This is a genomic window from Paenibacillus sp. LX16 (genome assembly GCF_036252815.1).
GTDB lineage: Bacteria > Bacillota > Bacilli > Paenibacillales > Paenibacillaceae > Paenibacillus > Paenibacillus polymyxa_B.
The window spans coordinates 5346993-5367313 of record NZ_CP141152.1; the positions used below are offsets into that span (position 1 = coordinate 5346993).

Here is a 20321-nt window from a genome sequence, read left to right on the forward strand (position 1 = left end):
TATTTGCAGTTAAGAGCGAAGCGTACTCCTGAACTTAACTAAAAACCGGAAAACAAGCTTGTCTAATGCTCTTCTTCATGCGTGTCAATGGACTGCGAAATGTATACAAACGTCAGAATCGTGAAGACGAATGCTTGAATACTGCCGACAAAAATACTGAATCCTTGCCAAACAACGAGTCCCAATACGGAAGCAATCCAGCCTCCTACACCAAGTGCTGTCAATTTCAGCAGAACACTGATCAAAACTTCGCCGGCAAAAATATTACCGAATAGACGCATACCATGTGTCAACAGTTTTGAGAACTGCTCAATCAAGTTAATTGGCAAAAAGAACGGAAACGGCTGAACGTAATGCTTGAAGTAAGCTTTGGTATTGCGGAAGATCCCCAGGAAATGAACCAGGACGAAGATCATCAAAGCGAGTCCAATAGATACCCCTGCATCTGCAGTAGGTGATTTCCACCAGCTGATGCCTACATGGGCAGCTTCGCCCGGGTGAGACGCCTGTGCTTGTTCTAACGCTTCTTTGACTGGAATGATTTCATGTCCAAATACTTGGGCACTTTGCACATTATCGAATTCGGTCACAATCCCGAACGGTAAGCCCAGCATATTCCCCACGAAAATGAACATGATCAGCGTCATCCCCAAGGAGAGGAATGGCTTCCCTTTTTTCAAATCCATCGTGCTGGTAATCAGTCCTTGAACGAATTCTACGACCCATTCCATAAAATTTTGCAGCTTGCTTGGATTGTCCACAGACAAATTGCGCGTTGCAGCAAATGCCAGTCCAAATACAATCGCGCAGGTCACAACCAGCATAATAATGACGGACAAGTCAATGTTAAACCCGCCCAATTGGATAATCGGTGATTCATGCAACATGTTTTCTCACCCCTTTCTCAGTTGAGCCATCATTTTTCCTGAAGCGCGAATATGATGCCTATAATTAACAGAAGAAATTGCCCAGTCACCAGGCTTGCCATTACAGCGATCTCATGGAAATAGGCCGGAAATTCTATCGCCAGCACCACTGCCAAAATTGAGGTCCCTAATCGAACGCCAAAGCCAATACCAAACACTCTCTTCTTTCTTTCACCGGCGGCCGCACTCGCAACCTGTCGAATTTTGTAGGCCATATACAGCACATTTAGACAGCTTACTCCCGTTCCCAGAATGATTCCGTGAGCAATGTCACGATGTTGGGGCATGAAGGCGGAGACCAGGAAACACAGGGCCATAATACCAAGCGCTACGATCCATAACATTTTTTGCATACGGGTCATCTCATTCATGGTTATCCCTCAATACCTTTCCGATCACAAGGGCAATACTTAATGCGCCTACAACCAAGCCTGCGAGAACGCTTACGCCAATCCAAATTCCGGAGCCACCAAGTTTGGCATCAAGCCATTTTCCTGCATAGAAGCCACCCAGTGTGCATATCGCCAAATCAATGCCGATCGCGCTCACCAGTCCTATAGCCTTAAAGGCATTTCCGGTGTTATTTCGGTTGTTGTTTTGCTTGGAAGGTTTGACCACTTTTCCATGTCACCCCTGCAATTCCAGTCCATTTTACTTAAATATAAGATGCTTTGTCAATTGAGATATTTTAGCGCCCTAAAGTATAAAATCAAACGACAAAGCATCTTAAATTGCTGTATCCCTTGGTAACCGTACAGTTTAACTGTATGCTTGCCTTGTAAAGAATAATTATATCGGACGAACACCTTTTGTGAACATTGTGTGAAATTCTTCAGGACGTTCGGATTGTACACCAAAATGGTGCAAAATCGCATTGACAATTCTTACTGATGCTTGTCCATCGCCGTAAGGATTCGCTGCCTGACTCATAGAATCGTACAACGCGGAATCTGTCAAAAGTGCCTTGGTACGATTGTACACCTTCTCTTCGCTCGTACCCACCAGTTCCAAGGTGCCCGCTTCAATCCCTTCCGGTCTTTCAGTCGTATCACGCAGCACCAGGACAGGTACTCCGAACGAAGGCGCTTCTTCCTGAAGCCCACCGGAATCCGTAAGGATCAGATGTGTATGTGGGTAAAAATTGTGAAGATCCACGACATCCAGCGGATCAATCAGCTTAATACGCGGATGGTTGCCTAAAATCTCAAATGCAGGTTCCTTCACAGCCGGACTCGGATGAACCGGATAAACAATAGCAATATCCTCAAACTCATCCGCAATTCGCTTAACCGCATTAAAAATCTGACGATGCGGTTCCCCTTGGGATTCCCGACGATGTGCTGTCATAAGAATCAGGCGTTTGCCCTGAGCCCACTCCAGTACAGGGTGCTCGTAATCCTGGCGAACCGTATACTGAAATACGTCAGTTACTGTATTGCCTGTAACATATATTCGCGATTCAGGCTTGTTTTCCTTCCGCAAATTTCCAGCCGATAAAGAAGTAGGCGAGAAATGCAGATCAGACAGCACCCCTGTGAGCTGACGGTTCATTTCTTCAGGATATGGAGAAAGCTTGTTCCACGTCCGCAAACCCGCTTCCACATGCCCTACTTCAATCTGCTGCATAAAGGCTGCATAGCTGGCGAGGAAAGTCGTCAGTGTATCACCGTGAACCAACACGATATCGGGCTTGGCCTCACGCAATACAGGTTCCAGACCTTGAAGTACCCGCATGGAGATTTCATTCAGTGTCTGGCGATCCTTCATTACGTCCAGATCATAATCAGGGTGAATATTGAAAACTTCCAGAACCTGATCAAGCATCTGGCGATGTTGAGCCGTAACGCATACCACGGACTCGATATGCTCCGGGTGGCGCTGAAGCTCCAAAATAAGAGGAGCCATCTTAATCGCTTCCGGACGCACACCAAAAATTGTCATCACTTTGATTTTGGACATTTTCTGTTGAACCCCTTTTCATAATAAATGTCCGCTCCACAGGTCTTCCATTATTCAGAAAAACGACCTGTCATAACGTCCATAGATTTTGCCGAACCGCCAAAGGCAGTCTACTTGGTTCCGTACAAGCGGTCTCCAGCGTCACCAAGACCCGGAATGATGTATCCATGATCATCCAGACGCTCGTCCAGTGCAGCGACATAGATATCCACATCAGGATGCGCATCCTGCACAGCTTTGACTCCTTCAGGAGCAGCAATCAGATTCATCATTTTAATTTGAGTGCAGCCTCTCTTTTTCAACACATCAATCGCCGCAATTGCCGAGCCACCCGTTGCAAGCATCGGATCAATCACGATCAATTCGCGCTCAGTTACATCTGTAGGCAGCTTCGTATAGTATTCTACGGGTTGCAGCGTCTCAGGATCGCGGAACAGTCCCACATGGCCTACCTTTGCTGCAGGCAGCAGCTTTACTACGCCATCCAGCATACCCAAGCCTGCACGCAGAATCGGAATAAGACCCAGCATACGTCCTGAAATCACTTTACCTTCTGTCTCAGCAACCGGTGTCTGCACCGTAATGCTTTCCAGCGGGATATCCCGTGTAATTTCATAAGCCATCAATGTTGCTACTTCATCCACCAGCTCGCGGAAATCCTTGGTGTTGGTCCGCACATCGCGGATAAATGTAAGTTTGTGTTGGATCAAAGGGTGATCGCAAACCACCAGTTTCGCCATAATATATTCCCTCCGGTATTATCGTCACGTTCTTTCGCGCCAGCATATCGAACTATCCTGAGTCGAAAGGATCTATGTAACCTATTTGCACAAACCAAATAAGCACAGATGCAATGCGTGCCTGTAAATCCTGTTTATTATAACATTCCCTTGATTGATTTAACACCTGCCACCGTAACCTTTTGTCAAGGGAAAGATATGACATGTAAAATACTTAATAGGACCGCTTTACGTGTGACTTTCGTCACATAAAACCACATCAAAAAGGCCCTGACGGCACTTGACCGTCAAAGCCTGCGGGCTTTAAACTTCCTGTCCATGCTATAGCCTTTGCTTCCTCATGCAGCGGTATTCTTTTATCTATACTTCAAATTGTCCCATGCTCCCTGAAATTGCTGAAGCATTTCGTCCTTCGTTATAACTCCTGAAATATAGGCTTGCATACTACTGCTTAAATCCTGATTTAGCCCTTTCGGGAAGCGTTGAAAGTTCCAACTCCATATCTTGCCTTCCCTCACATGCCGAGATATTTCTGCACCTAGAGCACCGGTCGTCTCGTCACTGGACGTGATACTTTTGAAGGCAGGAACAAACTTAAATTCCTTGGTGATATAATGTTTGCCTGTTTCTGATGTGACCAACCAATTGAGGAATTCTTTTGCCTCCTGCTTCACAGGTGAATTTTTGTTGACCACCCAGTTCGAGGCCACTCCCACAGCGAGTTTACCTCCTGTGGAGGGATCATTGTCTATAGGCGTAGGCAGAATACCCAAATTCAAGTTAGGATTAATTCCATCCATTTGTGGCTGCGTCCAGTTCCCCTGGTGCATCATAGCAGCCTTACCTGTCGAAAACAGTGTCACTTGTGTATTGTAATCCGTCGTGAGCGGATTGCGGTTCCCATATTTTATAGTCAGGTCAAGCAACTTCACCCACTGATCGAACACGGAGTTACCAGGGATGCGAGCCGCTCCTTTGTTTAAATCCTCAACATAACTTTCCGGGTTCGGCTGTCTGGCAAAGGGGATATTGATAAAATGGTTCCCCAGAACCCACCATTCCGCATACCCGTTAGCAAAAGGTATAATCCCTGCCGCTTTCAGTCGCTTGGCTGCTTCCTCCAGTTCATCTATCGTCTGAGGTAGTTTGGTTATGCCCGCTTTTTTGAACAAATCCTTGTTATAAACAAAACCAAATCCTTCTAGGTTCATAGGCTGTCCATAAATCTTACCGTTAACCGTCATCGGCTTACGAGCGAAATCATCCAGATCCTTCACCCATGGCTGATCCGACAAATCCTCCAAGTACTCCAACCACGTATCGCGGTCCTGGTAGCCCTCATTTGTAAAAATGTCCGGCTGATCGCCTGATGCGAATTTAGCCTTCAACGAAGCACCGTAGTCCGTACCACCACCGACAGATTGGATATCCAGCTTGATGCCAGGGTGCGTTTTTTCATATTCTGCCTTCAGCTTATTTAGTGGTTCCGAAATCTCTACTTTGAATTGATAAATGTGTATCGTTTTCGTCTCACTCTGTTGAGCCCTCGTATTTCCACAACCTGCAAGTGTACATGCGAGCAGCACCATCAAGGAGATGACAAGTAACGCTGTTTTTTTCATCGACTATCCCTCCCATCAGCCTTTGACCGCACCGGCTGCAATGCCAGAAACGATGTATTTTTGCATCACCAGAAAAAACACAACAATTGGCGTGATCCCCAACACCAGTGCTGGCAGCGCCAAGTCCCATTGCTTGGTGTACTGACCAAACAACATATAGGTTGCAATCGGAATGGTGCGCAGCTCAGGATCATTCAAAATGAGTGAAGGCAACAGATAGTCATTCCAGATCCATAAGGTATTCAAGATAAGCACGGTTACGAACATAGACAGCAGCAGTGGACAAACGATGCGAAAGAACACCCCGTACCGGGATGAACCGTCCACCCTTGCCGCCTGCTCGATCTCAATAGGTACCGTTTTAATAAAGCCATGAAAAAGAAAAACGGATAAAGGCGCTCCAAAACCCAGATAACATAAGATCAGTCCCGGTATACTGTTGTTCAAGCTCAATACGTTGGACACTTCCATAAGCGGCAACATAATCGATTGAAAGGGCACTACCATCGCAGCCACAAGCAAACCGAACAGGAACCGGTTAAAACGAGTGTCATGCCGAACCATCTGGTAAGCGGCCATCGAGCTGATGAGCAGCAAAAGCGCATTACTGACGATCGTGACAATCAGCGAATTACCCAGTGCTGTGGGAAAGTTTATTTTATTCCAGGCGTTAGCATAGTTTTCAAAACGGAAGGTTGTCGGCCACGAAGCGGAATGGGCCAAAATGTCGCCAAAGGATTTAACGGAGTTTACGAGCAAAAAATAGAACGGAACCAGAAAGATTAACCCGATCACAATAAGTAATATTTCAGCAGCCCATGTGCCCAAACGATAGTTCGACGTTTTTCCCATTACATTTCGACCTCCTTTTTCTTCGTGAGACGCACCTGAATGCTGGTAATGATTGCAACGACCACAAAGAAAATCATAGCTTTGGCAGTCCCCAATCCAAGTCGATTATTTGTAAACGCTTCATTATATATGTCCAACGCTACAGACTCTGTCGACTTGAAAGGTCCCCCCTTCGTGAGAGCCAAATTCAACTCAAATACTTTAAAGGACCAGGATATCGCCAAGAACAAGCAGACGGTCACCGCTGGCATAATAAGTGGCACTACGATATGACGCAAAATCTGTCTTCGGCTTGCACCGTCGATTTGGGCCGATTCAATAAGGGCATGCGGGACATTATTTAACGAGGATATGTAAATAACCATAAGATAACCTGCATATTGCCACACAAACACAATGACAGTTCCCCAAAAAGCAGTTGGCCCATCACCCAGCCACGGCAGTTTAAAAAAAGAAAGCCCTGTTGCCTCACCTACTGCAGAAAAGCCGCGTACAAATATAAATTGCCAGATAAAGCCGAGCAGCAAGCCGCCAATCATATTGGGCATAAAAAATACAGTTCGCAGTGCATTACGGGTACGCAACGGTTTGGTAAGTGCATAGGCTAGGAAAAAGCCAATCAGGTTCGTCAGAATGACACCACATACGGTAAACCGGACCGTAAACCAGAATGCATTACGGAAATCTGGATCATCCCTAAAAATATGAACGTAATTCTCTAGCCCGAGCCATCGAATATTTTCAGATACTCCATCCCAGTTCGTCATGGAATAATACAACCCCAGCAGGAACGGAATGACCATAATCAAGACGAAAAACAACGCCATCGGTCCTACAAATACGATTTGCTGCAATAATTGCGCGGATTTTCTTTGACTCAATGCAATCACTCCTTTGTCGTAAATCATGAAGGATAGCGCGCATAAACCCTTACTGTAATCGCTTATTACCCAAAAATGTAAGTTTCGAGTCGTTCGGAAGCAAAAAAAGACTGTTCTCCTCCGGCTTACGGAAGGAAAACAGCCTATAACCTAAAGATTATGAATGTCGATGAATTAGTATTGAGTTCCTGGATAAATCGGGAACTTGTCTGTCAACTCGCCAACCGCTTGGCTTGCTTTGGACAATACAGTATCATCTTTCGGGTTTTTGAGGGTTTCGGCAATGATTTTACCGATTTTGACCATAGCCTCTTCATCCATACCACGAGATGTTGCAGCAGGTGTACCAATACGAATTCCGCTTGTTACGAATGGGCTGGTCGGGTCAAAAGGAATTGCGTTTTTATTGACCGTGATGCCCACAGAATCCAATACATGCTCCGCTTCTTTACCTGTGATATTCAAATTGCGCGTATCCAACAGCATCAGATGGTTATCCGTACCACCGGATACAATGTTAATCCCCTCAGCCAGCAGCGTTTCAGCCAGCACCTGTGCGTTGCGAACTACGTTTTGCGCATAGGTTTTGAACGATGGCTGGAGCGCTTCACCCAAAGCAACCGCTTTGGACGCGATCACATGCATCAGTGGCCCCCCTTGAGTACCAGGGAAAATAGCTTTATCAATCGCTTGTGCCCATGCTTTGCGAGTCAGAATCAGCCCCCCACGCGGACCACGCAGCGTTTTGTGTGTCGTTGTTGTTACAAATTGGGCATGCGGAACTGGACTTGGGTGAATTCCCGCTGCCACGAGACCTGCGATATGTGCCATATCCACCATGAACAGAGCACCTACATCATTGGCAATGGAAGCAAAAGCTTCAAAATCAATAGTACGCGGATATGCACTCGCGCCAGCTACAATCAGACGAGGACGGTGCTTAAAGGCTGCCTTGCGCACTTCATCGTAGTCGATGCGGAAGTTGTCTTCGCGTACACCGTAGGCAGCAAAGTTATACAACAAGCCGGAAGCGTTAACCGGACTTCCGTGTGTTAAATGGCCACCATGCGCCAGATTCATACCCAGTACAGTATCTCCAGGTTTGAGAGCTGCCAGATACACCGCCATGTTGGCTTGTGCTCCAGAGTGAGGCTGCACGTTAGCATGCTCGGCGCCGAACAGTTCTTTTGCGCGGTCACGTGTGATGTCTTCAACGATATCTACATGCTCACAGCCACCATAGTAGCGTTTATTTGGATAACCTTCAGCATATTTATTCGTCAGCACGGAGCCCATGGCTTCCATTACTGCTTCACTGACAATGTTCTCGGATGCGATTAGCTCGATATTGTGGCGTTGTCGTTTCAGTTCAAGTCCCATTGCTTCCATCACTGCCGGGTCACTTTTACGCAGGTGTTCCATCATGATTGATTACTCCCTCTCCATAGTCAATTGTTGGGTATACAAGCAAACGCCTGCTCCTCTGTTGGGTACCTCATCATCAATGCAAAAAAGATTAGTACAAACATGCCGCCATGCCAAATGCTAATTGCAGTTTCCGCCGACTTCTTGCTCCAGACTATACACTGCCCGTTGTCCACCAATAAGTGGAGGACGGGTGAACGCCGCTGTCACACGTGCTTCGCCAATCCAGCGAAAACTTGGGCGAAATGGAACAGCAATGGGTCGCAGATGCATGCCAATCAGCGTTTCGCCGATGTCTATCCCGGCATGAGCCTGCACGTTCGCCGCCAAACACGCGTCACTCATAGAACGATAGGCGACGGTGGCCATAGAGCCTCCTGCTGTACGAACAGGAACAGCTGCAACCTCCATCAGTCCCAGTCGCTCCAGCACAGCCCGTTCAACGACCAGCGCTCGGTTCAAATGCTCACAGCATTGAAACGCCACATCAAAGCCATACTCCCTGCGAACGGACTCTACTCCAGACAACAGTTGCTGAGCCACATCGAGTGCTCCCGCCGTACCAATCCGACTTCCAGCCACTTCACTTGTGCTAGCGCCAATAACTAGCAGGCGGCCAGCCTTGAGACTGGCTGCTTCTGCGATTTCCCGCACGACAGAAGTGGTCTGTGCTTCCAGCGAAATCTCATGATCCAATTGTCCCACCATTGGAACCTCCTTTGGTTGAACAGCCTCTCAGAGACTAGGCACGGTCTCATGCCCCAAGTTCAACACACTCTCTCCTGATCACAATCTGACTATATTATAGCCGATGTTTCAGATTTCGAGCAGAAAAAATGGAAGAACCTTTAAAGGAATCAACTCTCAGCTAAAAATCTGGCATAACTTGTATATGAAAAAAAGAGCAGTCCACACCTATGTGGAATTGCTCTTTTGCCCAGGCGACCGGCCGTATATCCGATGCTCCATCGTGGTTAATCCCACTTTTGTCGCCAGTTACATCGGATTCTCATTTTTCCACCTTATCTTAACGGATTAACCGCCGAAAATCAACAGATTCCGTACAAAACAGATGAGTAATACCAATTTTATTCGGAAGAAGCCTTTAGCTTGTCCAGCAGCTTATGCAGCGCCGTACGGATTTCCGCAGCTGTGACATCGTAGTCCTCTCGCGAACCGCCAAACGGATCTGAAATATCAAAGCCCGGAATCCGTTGGTGTAATTCAATCATTCGTTCACGCTCTTGTGCCGATAGCTCTTGTCCGAGTGAAGCCATCAACTGCTGTGAAGCATATAAACCATCCAACTCCTGTACATCATTCAACACCGCATCCCGGTTCTCCACATATTCCTTAAGCGTAAATACTTTTCCCGCCGTTTGGGGAAAGCGCTGAATTACGTGCTGTTTATGTCCTTGCGTCAAGGTTAAGATCAGATGCGCCCACCCGGCAAGCCCGTCGCTCAAAGGGGTTGAAGTGATCTGATCGGATATACCGTGATCACGTAGAACCTCCTCTGCATGTCGGGATATCGGCGTGCCTTCCATCGCGGCTACTCCCGCAGAACGCACTTCCAGTTCTAGCCCATGCTCAGCAGCCAACTTACGTAGCATCCCTTCAGCCATTGGACTGCGACAGGTATTCCCTGTGCATACGAATAAGATATTCTTCAACGTTTTCACCCCCCGTATGTTAAAAATATATAAAAACAGAGGATTACTATAATCCTAATTCTTTAGTATAATCCTGCATTTATTTTACACTGTCTACGCTAAAATCAAAACATAAACATAAAGCCGAATGCCAACAAAATGGCACCACCCACTGCTTCCCCATAATCTCCTAGATTACGGCTGACCTTGCGACCCAGTAGCAGGCCCAACATCGCCATTGCTCCCCCGAAAAAGCCAAACGCCAGAACGGACAGCACCAGATCACTCTGGAACATACCCAGTGACACTCCTACAGAAAATGAGTCAACGCTCACCCCAAGTGCAAACAGCAAAAGGCCTAAAGGCGAACGATGATCCAAAACCTGTACGCCGTCCCCTTTAAAGGAATTATACACCATATGCCCGCCCAAAAGGATGAGTAGACCCCCTGCGAAGTAGGCCGTCACATGACCTAATAAAGAACTCATATAATGGCCTGTGAACATTCCCAGCAATGGCATCAGAATGTGAAAAAAGCCAATAACAGTACTGATGCGCAGCACGTCTCGCAGGCGTATCCCCTTCATGCCGATCCCTACACCCAGCGATAACGCATCCATTCCTAGCGCTACCGCCATGATTAGAATCGTTACAACCTGCCCGGCATGGGCAGAGGCTGCCAGCATACTCCATCCCTCCATTATCCGTCTGTTCTTGTACACGTTATGCGGACAAGGGGCAAATCAGTACAAGCATACACTGAAAGTACCCAATACCGAGACGAGGAGGGAGGAAAATTTAATATAAGAGGCTCTGATTCGACAGAAGCTACAATCGGACGATTCGGTGACCTGCCGCTTTAAGCAGGCGGTTCATGACGGCGTCTCCCAATCCTTTCGGCGGACAGGATTCCGCCAAAATGTAGGTGACGCCGTCCTCGTCGCAGCGGCGCAGCACGCCGTACAGGCGCTGCGCCGCCTCATGGAGCGCGTCCAGCTTGCCTAGCGTGTAGACGCGTTCTCCGGCGTAGCCGGCGGCATGCTCGTCGAACGCGAGCACTGCCGTGCGCTCCCCGCGCGCGGAAGCCTCCGCCAGCGCGGCGCGAATCCAGCCCGTCACCTCAACGGACGACGGGCCTTGTACCACGCTCAAGCGGCCTCGCGGAGCGTAGTGCGTGTACTTCATGCCCGGCGAGCGCGGCGCTGGGCTGTCCGCGTCTTCCCCGGGCGTAGCAGCCAACGCCGGGTCCAGCACGACGGCGCGAGCAACCGCAGCGAGCTGCTCAGCCGTCACGCCGCCGGGGCGCAGGATGGTGACGGTTCCGTCGTCACCCGCCTGCACCACCGTGGACTCCAGCCCCACCCCTGTGGGACCTCCGTCCAAAATGCCGCCGATGCGGCCCTCCAGATCCTCTCGCACATGCTGTGCAAGGGTGGGACTGGGTCTTCCCGACCGGTTGGCGCTTGGCGCAGCCAGTGGACAACCCGCTTCAGCGATCAAACGAAGCGCTATCGGATGATCCGGCATGCGCACACCGACTGTATCCAGCCCGGCTGTCACACGTGATGACAGTGCCTGCGGCACTACTGGCAATACGAGAGTCAGCGGTCCCGGCCAGAACATATTCATCAGCGCTCGGGCCGTATCGTTTATTACTGCTACCAACCCCTCTAATTGATCAGCATCAGAAATATGTACAATGAGCGGGTTATCGGAGGGACGTCCTTTGGCAGCGAATACCGCCTCCACCGCTTTTGTACTACGAGCATCGGCCCCCAGGCCGTACACAGTCTCCGTAGGAAAGGCTACCGTCTCTCCAGCTTGGAGGAGTACGCCGGCCTCCTGTATGCCCTTTTCCGCCGCGAGCCGAGTCTGTTCAGCCCAAACTTCGTCAGAAACATCCCCGTCAATGTTGCTCACAGGAACCAAACATCTTACATCCCACCATTGGGTATGGGAAGACTTCAATGCCTGCTTCAGCTCGCAATTTTCCTGTTCGTCCAGCTTTTGCTCAGGTTTTTCCTTTTGCACAAAATCTCCGCGCAAGTCTTGCAATTGATTCGATTTATCGCTCATATCAGATCATCCCATATCTTATTGTCATATACAGGCCAGTGATTTTGCTTGATCCCATAAGGCTACTTTGAAAGATCAGTTTATTCGGCTCTGCCATGTGTATATCTATCGTAAGCTCCATTATAGCATATGGGGAAACTTATACTCCTCAACGTTTAGGCAAACAAGCCACTCACCCAGCTACACAGTCCCGCAAGTGCATCCCACAGAAAAAAACGTACTTCCGGCTCCTTGTCAGCGACATTCGTCCGACTTTCTCCGTGATCCGTTTTTGCTGATACAGTTTGTGCCGCTGCTTCCCCACTGCCTGCATCAATAAAGCACAGCGGAGGAAACAGCACGCACCACCAATTTTGACCTTTTCCTTGCCCCAGCGTAACTCGAAGCGCTTCATAATTCCCTGCCGGGTAGACCAGACCACCGTACATTTTCGTTGGGAAAGGTACGCTCGCCAGTTCCACCCGATGATCATATGCAATGCCGCGACGAGCCAGTTCTGTACCTACCAAACGGTCAATTTCAGGTAAATGAGCATCAATCAATGATCTAGCTTGATCTAAGCTTTGCGGGTTTTCCAGCTCACCTACCCATGCATTCATCTGCTGCACAATAGCGTCCCGTATTTCGCGTTTAACCAGCTGATCCTCCGGACGATCCGAGTTGGCCAAAATACGCAGTCGAATGGAGTCATGCGGAATCACATTCAGCTCTGTTGTAGCTACTCCTGATGCTGCTAAGGTTCCTCTCGTTCCAGTGGTCATAGCAGCATCCGTCTTTTGACCTTCCCAAGACATCATTAATATCGAAATACAAAATAGTATCATTGCAGCTTGCTTGATCCAACTTCTCATCTTCGTCCCCCCAAACCCAAACTCTATCATGTCTATCAGTCTGTCCGGTTTGGGAGAGTCTAAACCTATGAATCTTGTAAAAGATTCAGGAACACTTTACAGATTTTCTTCAATACACCCTCAAATCATGCTACACCAAGCTTCTGACCCTCATCGAGGAATATAAAAAAGCCCAGATTTCACAATCTGGACTCTCTCCTTGCACCGTTTTAACTCACACAAATATCAATCAGTTTAGCCACAATCCACCTGCACTAGGCTTTTTTCGCCTTCGTCAAGCTTACTCTGGAAGGCTGCGGCAGATCGTCCTCCAGTTCTTGGCCGTGCACCTTAATACTCATAACCAAGCCGATACTAGCCATGTTAATAAGCAACGAGGTACCACCATAACTTATGAACGGGAGCGTAATCCCCGTAAGCGGCATAATGCCCAGAAACGCACCAATATTCTCAAAAATCTGGTACAGCAACATGGACACAATCCCGACAATAATATACGGTCCGGCGCGATCCCGGCATTCCAGCGAAATCAGGATCATTCGGTGAATCAAAATAAAATATAACAGTAGCAGCACTGAAGAGCCTACAAAGCCAAATTCCTCCGCTACGACCACAAAAATAGAATCCGCGTACGTATAAGGAACACGCCCGGACTGTACCGAGGTTCCTTGCAAAAAGCCCTTGCCCATCATCCCGCCAGAGGCTATCGCCAGCTTGGCATTTTTGGTATGATAAGACGCCTTCGCGGTTGCCTCTTCCGGTACCAACCAAGGGTCCAAACGCTCAACCCAGTGACTACGGCCAATCCCCTTCATAAAGGAATCAATCTCATCGTGAAACGAAATATAAGCCTTGATCCCGCCGCCAACAGCGACTGCAAATACGATGAATCCGATTAACGCATGGGATGCCTTCACATTACCAATCCATAGCATACCAATGACGATGACAATGTAACCGAGCGCATTACCCAAGTCATTTTGTGCCATAACCATGGCAAACGGGACAAAGCTCACCAGAGCGACTGGAAGAACATCCTGAATAAAATACAGCTTGCTCTTGCGCTTTTTGATCAGCATATAAGTCAGAAAAATGATAAGGACCAGCTTGAATACTTCAGCAGGCTGAAGATTCAAGCCACCAATTTTCAAAAAGCCCTGAGAGTTGTTAACCGTCCCGCCAAAAAATCCGAGACCCAACAGGAATATTCCGCCCCCATATACGTACAGGGCTTTTTTAATGAATATCCGAAAATCGACTATCGCTAAACCCAAGATCGCCACAAAACCCAATATATAATACCCGATCATCTTTTGATAGTCATTGCCGTGCTCTGCCAAGTTCGTAGGGCCCCTACCTGCGCTGTATACCGTTATGATACTAATCGCCATGAGCAAAACCAGAATAAAGATAACCGGACCGTCAATTTTTTTCAATTTCTGAAGCATGATTTCCCCCTGAGCCGTTTCTCGGTCATACCCCTCTTATTCTAAAGGAAAGACTCGCAAAAAGAAAATGCAGCACTACTCCGAGACGCCTAGGACATGTCGTTCGATCCCAGCAAGGTCAGGAACGATTATAATGTTCTTCCAATGACCCGCCTGTTCCAGCAGGCCAGCCACGTCTCTGGCCTGTCCCATCCCCAGTTCAAACCCGATTAGCCAGGGCGGAGCCTGAAGGAGTCCGAGCTGCTCCAGCATTGCCCGATACGGGCCGAGCCCGTCAGGACCACCATCGAGCGCCATCCGCGGCTCATGGTCGCGTACCTCCGGCTGTAAGCCAGCGATGTCAGCAGCCGGGATGTACGGCGGGTTGGACACGAGAATGTCCACCGCCATTCCCGCAAACGGCACCAGTAGATCGCCCTCACGGAATTCTACGGCTGCGCCGTTCGCAGCGGCGTTATGAGCCGCTACTTTTAACGCGGCAGCCGAAATATCCCCTGCCGCCACGCGCCAGCTCGGTCGCTCAGCCGCCAGTGTCACAGCAATCGCACCGCTGCCCGCGCCGATGTCAAGCGCCTGCGGAGCGCCGCTTGGCCACAGCCGATCGCCGTGCTGGAGTATCGCCTCGACGAGCAGTTCTGTCTCCGGGCGCGGAATCAGCACCGACGGCGAAACCGCGAACGGGCGGCCATAAAATTCCTGCCGTCCGATAATATACTGCGCCGGTTCACCCACAGCTTTGCGGGCTATGATCCGTTCCCACGCCTCCTTGGCGGAGGAAGGGAACGGATCACCCAGAGCGGCGTAAAACGCCGTACCTTCCAACCCGAGCACATACTCCAGCAGCAAGCGGGCGTTATGCTGCGGCTCCAGAACGCCACAGCTTCCTAAAAAAGAAGAAGCCTCAACTAAGGCTTCTCTGACACTCATGTTCCGTTCCGGCGACATCCGATACACACAATCGCGTTCGTTCCCCAAAACTTAAACCTCTTGTTCCATCAAATCAGCCTGCTCTGCAATCGTGAGCGCCGATACGATTTCTTCGATCTCTCCGTTCATCACCTGGTCCAGCTTATGCATAGTTAGGCCAATACGATGATCCGTTACACGGCTTTGCGGAAAATTGTAGGTACGTATACGCTCACTGCGGTCTCCGGTACCTACTTTGCTCTTACGCTCGCCTGCATATTTGGCTTCCTCTTCCTGACGCAGCATATCCGAAATACGGGCACGCAAAACTTGCAGTGCCTTCTCCTTATTGGAGTTCTGGGATTTTCCGTCCTGACAGGTTGCCATAATACCTGTTGGCATATGCGTTACACGCACCGCCGACTTGGTCGTATTAACGGACTGCCCGCCCGCACCGCTGGAACAGAACGTATCCACGCGAATATCCTTGTCGGAGATTTCAATATCCACTTCTTCTGCTTCAGGCATAACGGATACTGTAGATGTCGACGTATGAATACGTCCACCTGATTCCGTCGTCGGAATCCGCTGTACGCGGTGTGCACCGCTTTCGAATTTCATCTTGCTGTATGCACCACGACCATTAATCATGAAAATAACCTCTTTAAAGCCCCCGAGATCATTCATGTTCGCGTCCATCAGTTCTACACGCCAGCCTTGGGTATCGGCATAACGAGTATACATTCGGTACAAGTCAGCTGCGAACAGTGCCGCTTCGTCACCACCCGCTGCACCACGAATCTCAATAATAACGTTCTTATCATCATTCGGGTCCTTCGGCAGCAGCAAAATACGGATTTTTTCATCCAGTTCGCGCTTGCGAACACTCAGTTCTTCAATCTCCATTTTGACCATTTCACGCATCTCGTCGTCCAGCTTTTCACCCTGCATGGTTTTTGCAGCTTCCAGCTCTTCAACGACATTTTTATATTCGGTATATGCTTCATAAGCAGGCTGTAAATCAGACTGTTCTTTGGAATAATCTCTAAGTTTTTTGCTATCGTTCGCTACATCCGGATCGCAGAGCAGTTCGCTCAGTTTATCGTAGCGGTCCGCCAATGATTGCAATCGGTCCAACAAGCGATTCACCTCTTCAGTTAAATTAATATGAAACCAGCTTCAATTTCACTGGCTACAGCTCTTTATTATACCAACTAATTCATGAATTAGCTACAAGAAATACTGACTAATTTAGGATTTTGCAAAAATCCACACAACATGCAATACAATAAAAAAGTCGCCGCCCTAATATAGGCAGCGACCACGTAATCTAGCACATTTCAGAACACACATACATTGAGACATCGTCTTTTATATACCCGAATCGAGTATTGTATTCTGGAAGTTATATATTAAACATTAAAACGGAAATGCATAACGTCTCCGTCCTGCACTACATATTCCTTACCTTCCAGACGAAGCTGACCACGTTCCTTGGCCCCGTTCATCGAACCAGCAGCGACCAAATCGTTGTAGGATACAACCTCGGCACGAATAAATCCGCGCTCAAAATCCGTATGAATTACGCCCGCAGCACCCGGTGCTTTCGTTCCTTTATGAATAGTCCATGCGCGTACTTCCTGCACACCTGCTGTGAAATACGTATATAGTCCCAACAAGCGGTAGGCCGCTTTAATCAGACGGTTCAATCCAGATTCAGCTAAACCAAGCTCCTCAAGGAACATCGCCTTGTCTTCGCCTTCCAGCTCAGCAATTTCAGATTCTACCTTGGCGCTAATCGGTACCACTTCTGCATTTTCCGCTACGGCAAAATCGCGTACTTTTTGGACATATGGATTGCTGTCGGCTTCCGTTACGCCATCTTCGCTAACATTAGCTGCATACAGTACAGGCTTCATCGTAAGCAAATGAAGATCGCGTACAATCAACCGTTCTTCATCCGACAATTCCAAGCTACGCGCAGGTTTATCAGCATACAGCGTTTCCTTGATCCGCTCCAACACTTCAACCTCTTGGGTGTACTGCTTGTTGCCACCCTTCATGTTTTTGCGGGAACGTTCAATACGTTTGTCTACACTTTCGATATCCGCCAGAATCAGTTCCAGATTAATGGTCTGAATGTCGCTGATCGGGTCAATTTTGCCGTCCACATGGGTAATGTTTTCATCTTCAAAGCAACGTACCACATGTACAATCGCATCCACTTCACGAATATGAGCCAAAAACTTGTTACCCAGACCCTCGCCCTTGCTCGCACCGCGCACAAGTCCTGCAATATCAACAAATTCAAATGCCGTTGGCACCGTTTTATTCGGCACAACCAGTTCAGTCAGCTTATCCAGTCGCTCGTCCGGTACTTCAACGACGCCTACATTGGGGTCAATCGTACAAAATGGATAGTTTGCGGATTCCGCACCCGCCTGCGTTATTGCGTTAAAAAGTGTTGATTTGCCCACGTTCGGCAAGCCCACAATCCCCGCTTTTAAAGCCATAATCAGAACAACTCCCGTTTATATAAAATATGCGTTATGCCATCCGTTAGTTTACCAACCCACATTATATATGAGAACCTATACACGCGGCAAGCATACGGTTATGAAATTCAGGATATTGCTATATCCCTATTTAGATTTCTTTGCTCATCTGGATATCTGTAATCCGATAGCCCGACTTGCGATATACATGCAAAGCTCGCTCATTATGCCCAAATACATGCAAACCGATGCGGACAGCTCCCAGCCTGCGAGCCTCCTGTTCCAAAGCCTCCATCGCCATCGTACCTAGACCCCTCCCCTGGTATGAATCGTATACAAGAATATCCAGTAGAAAAGCTTCTTTTCCTTGCACGCCGTCCGTAATATTGAACCAGATGTAGCCAGCTTCCTCCTGACTCTGCCCCCCGGCATCGGAAAACATCAACATATACAGGTGAGCATGAGGTGTGTCTAGTCTCTGTGGCAGGTATCGAGCAAAACTTTCTGCCGCACGTTCTGGTGCTTCTTCTACCGTCCATGTACCTGCTTGGATTTTCTCATCCGCATAGTCGGCAAGCGAGCGTTGTTCAAATCGATCATATTGCTCTACATTCATCGGAACCATTGTAATAAGTCCACTCATCCGTTTACCTTCTTTCTTAGTCGAGTCGTATCTTTGAGCCCTTCTATTCCATCTACCCCAATACCAAACATGACCGTGCGGAGTTCCAGTTCGACCTGCTCCAAACGTGCCTCCAGCGCTTCACTAGAGGCAACCGCAGAACCGAGCAAAGAACGCCCGAAGCCTGCCATGTCAGCTCCCAAAGCAAGCACCTTCGCTGCATCGACACCGTCTCTCAGTCCACCGCTGCCGATCAGAGCACCATGTGGCTGAGCGGCTCTGACTTCCACGATACAATCAGCGGTTGAATTTCCCCAATCCGCAAATGCCTCCGCCGCGGCACGACGCACAGGATCAGGATTACGAAATTTCTCCACTTGGCTCCAGCTTGTCCCACCTGCGCCAGCGACATCAATAAAGGCTGCACCCGTATCATACAGTCTCGATGCCGTCTCACCATCTATGCCCCAACCTACTTCCTTCACTCCTACAGGCACTGAAAGCTGACGACACAACTCCTCAATGCGCTTAAGCAGGCCGCTAAAATCCAAATTCCCTTCGGGTTGAAAAATCTCCTGCAATCCGTTCAAATGCAGCACCAACATATCTGCTCCGGCAATTTCCACTGCACGGCGACAATCGTCCACGCCAAATCCGTAGTTCAGCTGCACCGCACCCAGATTGGCAAGGATCGGGATACTGGGTGCCAGACGGCGAACCGCAAAGGTTGAAGCCAATTCTCCCCTTTCCACAGCAGCCCGTACCGAACCGACGCCCAATGCCCAGCCGCGTCTCTCCGCTGTCTCTGCTAATCGCTCATTAATCGCTCCTGTCTCGGCGCTGCCGCCTGTCATCGAGCTAATAAGCAGCGGTGTTCGTACAGCCTGTCCTAAAAAAGTAGTATCCAGACGAACCTCGTCAAAATGCAACTCCGGCAGAGCGCAGTGCTTAAAGGCATATCGCTCCAACCCACTGGTGATGCCTTGTCCGGCCACATCTTCTTGCAAACAAAGGCGGACGTGCTCAATCTTCCGTTCACCTGTCTGCGCGGCAGGCAACAAAGAGCCAGATCTGTTAAAACCGTCAGGTGATCCCTCTATATTCTCTGTACTACTCATCTATATTCCACCTCATCCAAAGTCACTCTGTTTATTGTATCAAGTTCAAGAAACACAAATAAGACCGTTCCCGAACACGGTAACCGATCTATTTATCGTCTCTTATATCCAATATCATAGCCCTTAAAGTGGCTATTTTAAGATACTTTCATTGTATCATGGATGGAAAAATATATACACGATCGCGAACATTTATCCTTACCCATAGGTCATGTTCAAAATTCGCAATAAACCAGTTATTTCGGAAACTCTACAGAAAAGCCGCTCCTAATGGAGCTGCCGCTTTTCTGCAAAATGCCCAAATTTGAATACCAGAATACCACCGATAATGACCAATACTCCGATCAACTTGTTAAAGGTAAACGGAATCTTTTCTAATCCCAGCCATCCTAACGAATCCCACAACAGGGCCGTACCTAATTGCGCCGTCAATACAATGGAGATCGCATAGGTTGGGCCAAGTCGCTTCATTCCTTGCACCAAACAGAACACAACACCGACACCAATCATGCCACTGAACCAGTACCACGGCTGCATATGCTGTAAAGTAAATGTATTTTTCCCTTCAAAAATAAGACTCCCGAGTAAGGAAGCCACGAACCCTGTTCCCAGCACCAATGTTGTTGTAGCCCACGATCCTGTCCGTTCATTCACCTTATTATTGAATATCGTTTGCAGACTGACCAAGGCACCTGCGATAATCGCCAATACAATTCCTAATAACATATGTTAACTCTCCCTTGATGAT

General features: G+C 48.5%; 21 protein-coding genes and 1 riboswitch. All 21 genes read right to left on the reverse strand.

Annotated elements, in window-relative coordinates; all coding sequences use genetic code 11:
* Nucleotides 1-62: 62 nt before the first annotated feature.
* The 21 genes from atpB to T3H97_RS24005 all read right to left on the reverse strand — a co-directional run bounded on the left by atpB (nt 63) and on the right by T3H97_RS24005 (nt 20299).
* Nucleotides 63-887 (reverse strand): F0F1 ATP synthase subunit A, encoded by an 825-nt coding sequence (atpB, locus tag T3H97_RS23905; RefSeq protein ID WP_025722400.1) that lies wholly within the window; start codon nt 885-887, stop codon nt 63-65.
* Between the two features lie 29 nt (nt 888-916).
* A complete protein-coding gene (locus tag T3H97_RS23910) occupies nt 917-1297 on the reverse strand; it encodes an ATP synthase subunit I (protein WP_013312329.1) in 381 nt (126 codons plus the stop codon).
* Complete coding sequence (locus T3H97_RS23915) at nt 1290-1544, reverse strand: AtpZ/AtpI family protein (protein WP_023990711.1); 255 nt, start codon at nt 1542-1544, stop codon at nt 1290-1292. The genes T3H97_RS23910 and T3H97_RS23915 overlap by 8 nt, the downstream gene beginning before the upstream one ends.
* 171 nt (nt 1545-1715) lie before the next feature.
* Nucleotides 1716-2885, reverse strand: coding sequence for a non-hydrolyzing UDP-N-acetylglucosamine 2-epimerase (gene wecB / locus T3H97_RS23920; protein ID WP_328801067.1), 1170 nt, complete (start codon nt 2883-2885; stop codon nt 1716-1718).
* 110 nt (nt 2886-2995) lie between these two features.
* Entirely contained in the window at nt 2996-3625 is a 630-nt protein-coding gene (gene upp / locus T3H97_RS23925) for a uracil phosphoribosyltransferase (RefSeq protein ID WP_013312332.1), read from the reverse strand.
* A 356-nt stretch (nt 3626-3981) separates the two neighbouring features.
* Nucleotides 3982-5247 carry an ABC transporter substrate-binding protein gene (locus T3H97_RS23930; RefSeq protein ID WP_328801068.1) on the reverse strand — a complete coding sequence of 422 codons (1266 nt, stop codon included), beginning with the start codon at nt 5245-5247 and terminating at the stop codon, nt 3982-3984.
* Between the two features lie 15 nt (nt 5248-5262).
* Nucleotides 5263-6099: a carbohydrate ABC transporter permease gene (locus T3H97_RS23935; RefSeq protein WP_328801069.1), complete on the reverse strand. Its 837-nt coding sequence runs from the start codon at nt 6097-6099 to the stop codon at nt 5263-5265.
* A complete protein-coding gene (locus T3H97_RS23940; protein WP_328801070.1) occupies nt 6099-6980 on the reverse strand; it encodes a carbohydrate ABC transporter permease in 882 nt (293 codons plus the stop codon). Before T3H97_RS23940 ends, T3H97_RS23935 begins: the two co-directional genes overlap by 1 nt.
* Nucleotides 6981-7154: 174 nt before the next feature.
* A complete protein-coding gene (gene glyA, locus T3H97_RS23945) occupies nt 7155-8405 on the reverse strand; it encodes a serine hydroxymethyltransferase (protein WP_328801071.1) in 1251 nt (416 codons plus the stop codon).
* 120 nt (nt 8406-8525) lie between these two features.
* A complete protein-coding gene (locus tag T3H97_RS23950) occupies nt 8526-9113 on the reverse strand; it encodes a TIGR01440 family protein (RefSeq protein ID WP_328801072.1) in 588 nt (195 codons plus the stop codon).
* 220 nt (nt 9114-9333) lie between these two features.
* A riboswitch (ZMP/ZTP riboswitch) is annotated at nt 9334-9415 on the reverse strand.
* Between the two features lie 78 nt (nt 9416-9493).
* Nucleotides 9494-10078: a low molecular weight protein arginine phosphatase gene (locus tag T3H97_RS23955; protein ID WP_103047399.1), complete on the reverse strand. Its 585-nt coding sequence runs from the start codon at nt 10076-10078 to the stop codon at nt 9494-9496.
* 104 nt (nt 10079-10182) lie between these two features.
* Complete coding sequence (locus tag T3H97_RS23960) at nt 10183-10743, reverse strand: manganese efflux pump MntP (RefSeq protein ID WP_190298135.1); 561 nt, start codon at nt 10741-10743, stop codon at nt 10183-10185.
* Between the two features lie 142 nt (nt 10744-10885).
* The gene (locus T3H97_RS23965; protein WP_328801073.1) at nt 10886-12133 is read right to left on the reverse strand and encodes an L-threonylcarbamoyladenylate synthase; all 1248 of its coding nucleotides are present in this window, start codon (nt 12131-12133) and stop codon (nt 10886-10888) included.
* Nucleotides 12134-12288: 155 nt separating this feature from the next.
* Nucleotides 12289-12984 (reverse strand): stage II sporulation protein R, encoded by a 696-nt coding sequence (spoIIR, locus tag T3H97_RS23970; RefSeq protein ID WP_328801075.1) that lies wholly within the window; start codon nt 12982-12984, stop codon nt 12289-12291.
* A 254-nt stretch (nt 12985-13238) separates the two neighbouring features.
* Nucleotides 13239-14432, reverse strand: a complete 1194-nt coding sequence (locus T3H97_RS23975) for an FtsW/RodA/SpoVE family cell cycle protein (protein WP_103047396.1) — start codon at nt 14430-14432, stop codon at nt 13239-13241.
* 75 nt (nt 14433-14507) lie between these two features.
* Complete coding sequence (prmC, locus tag T3H97_RS23980; RefSeq protein WP_328801076.1) at nt 14508-15407, reverse strand: peptide chain release factor N(5)-glutamine methyltransferase; 900 nt, start codon at nt 15405-15407, stop codon at nt 14508-14510.
* Nucleotides 15408-15410: 3 nt separating this feature from the next.
* Nucleotides 15411-16478 carry a peptide chain release factor 1 gene (gene prfA / locus T3H97_RS23985; RefSeq protein ID WP_013312344.1) on the reverse strand — a complete coding sequence of 356 codons (1068 nt, stop codon included), beginning with the start codon at nt 16476-16478 and terminating at the stop codon, nt 15411-15413.
* Between the two features lie 272 nt (nt 16479-16750).
* A complete protein-coding gene (gene ychF / locus T3H97_RS23990; protein ID WP_013312345.1) occupies nt 16751-17851 on the reverse strand; it encodes a redox-regulated ATPase YchF in 1101 nt (366 codons plus the stop codon).
* A gap of 133 nt (nt 17852-17984) precedes the next feature.
* Nucleotides 17985-18476, reverse strand: a complete 492-nt coding sequence (locus tag T3H97_RS23995; protein ID WP_328801077.1) for a GNAT family N-acetyltransferase — start codon at nt 18474-18476, stop codon at nt 17985-17987.
* Nucleotides 18473-19573 carry a type 2 isopentenyl-diphosphate Delta-isomerase gene (gene fni / locus T3H97_RS24000; RefSeq protein WP_328801078.1) on the reverse strand — a complete coding sequence of 367 codons (1101 nt, stop codon included), beginning with the start codon at nt 19571-19573 and terminating at the stop codon, nt 18473-18475. Before fni ends, T3H97_RS23995 begins: the two co-directional genes overlap by 4 nt.
* A 267-nt stretch (nt 19574-19840) precedes the next feature.
* Nucleotides 19841-20299, reverse strand: a complete 459-nt coding sequence (locus T3H97_RS24005) for a DMT family transporter (protein WP_134902584.1) — start codon at nt 20297-20299, stop codon at nt 19841-19843.
* Between the last annotated feature and the right edge of the window lie 22 nt (nt 20300-20321).

Excerpts from the sequence above, each read along its gene's own strand:
- atpB (WP_025722400.1), bottom strand. The coding sequence starts at position 887 with ATGTTGCATGAATCACCGATTATCCAATTGGGCGGGTTTAACATTGAC.
- T3H97_RS23910 (WP_013312329.1), bottom strand. The coding sequence starts at position 1,297 with ATGAATGAGATGACCCGTATGCAAAAAATGTTATGGATCGTAGCGCTT.
- wecB (WP_328801067.1), bottom strand. The coding sequence starts at position 2,885 with ATGTCCAAAATCAAAGTGATGACAATTTTTGGTGTGCGTCCGGAAGCG.
- upp (WP_013312332.1), bottom strand. The coding sequence starts at position 3,625 with ATGGCGAAACTGGTGGTTTGCGATCACCCTTTGATCCAACACAAACTT.
- T3H97_RS23930 (WP_328801068.1), bottom strand. The coding sequence starts at position 5,247 with ATGAAAAAAACAGCGTTACTTGTCATCTCCTTGATGGTGCTGCTCGCA.
- T3H97_RS23935 (WP_328801069.1), bottom strand. The coding sequence starts at position 6,099 with ATGGGAAAAACGTCGAACTATCGTTTGGGCACATGGGCTGCTGAAATA.
- glyA (WP_328801071.1), bottom strand. The coding sequence starts at position 8,405 with ATGATGGAACACCTGCGTAAAAGTGACCCGGCAGTGATGGAAGCAATG.
- T3H97_RS23950 (WP_328801072.1), bottom strand. The coding sequence starts at position 9,113 with ATGGTGGGACAATTGGATCATGAGATTTCGCTGGAAGCACAGACCACT.
- T3H97_RS23960 (WP_190298135.1), bottom strand. The coding sequence starts at position 10,743 with ATGCTGGCAGCCTCTGCCCATGCCGGGCAGGTTGTAACGATTCTAATC.
- T3H97_RS23965 (WP_328801073.1), bottom strand. The coding sequence starts at position 12,133 with ATGAGCGATAAATCGAATCAATTGCAAGACTTGCGCGGAGATTTTGTG.
- spoIIR (WP_328801075.1), bottom strand. The coding sequence starts at position 12,984 with ATGAGAAGTTGGATCAAGCAAGCTGCAATGATACTATTTTGTATTTCG.
- T3H97_RS23975 (WP_103047396.1), bottom strand. The coding sequence starts at position 14,432 with ATGCTTCAGAAATTGAAAAAAATTGACGGTCCGGTTATCTTTATTCTG.
- ychF (WP_013312345.1), bottom strand. The coding sequence starts at position 17,851 with ATGGCTTTAAAAGCGGGGATTGTGGGCTTGCCGAACGTGGGCAAATCA.
- T3H97_RS23995 (WP_328801077.1), bottom strand. The coding sequence starts at position 18,476 with ATGAGTGGACTTATTACAATGGTTCCGATGAATGTAGAGCAATATGAT.
- fni (WP_328801078.1), bottom strand. The coding sequence starts at position 19,573 with ATGAGTAGTACAGAGAATATAGAGGGATCACCTGACGGTTTTAACAGA.
- T3H97_RS24005 (WP_134902584.1), bottom strand. The coding sequence starts at position 20,299 with ATGTTATTAGGAATTGTATTGGCGATTATCGCAGGTGCCTTGGTCAGT.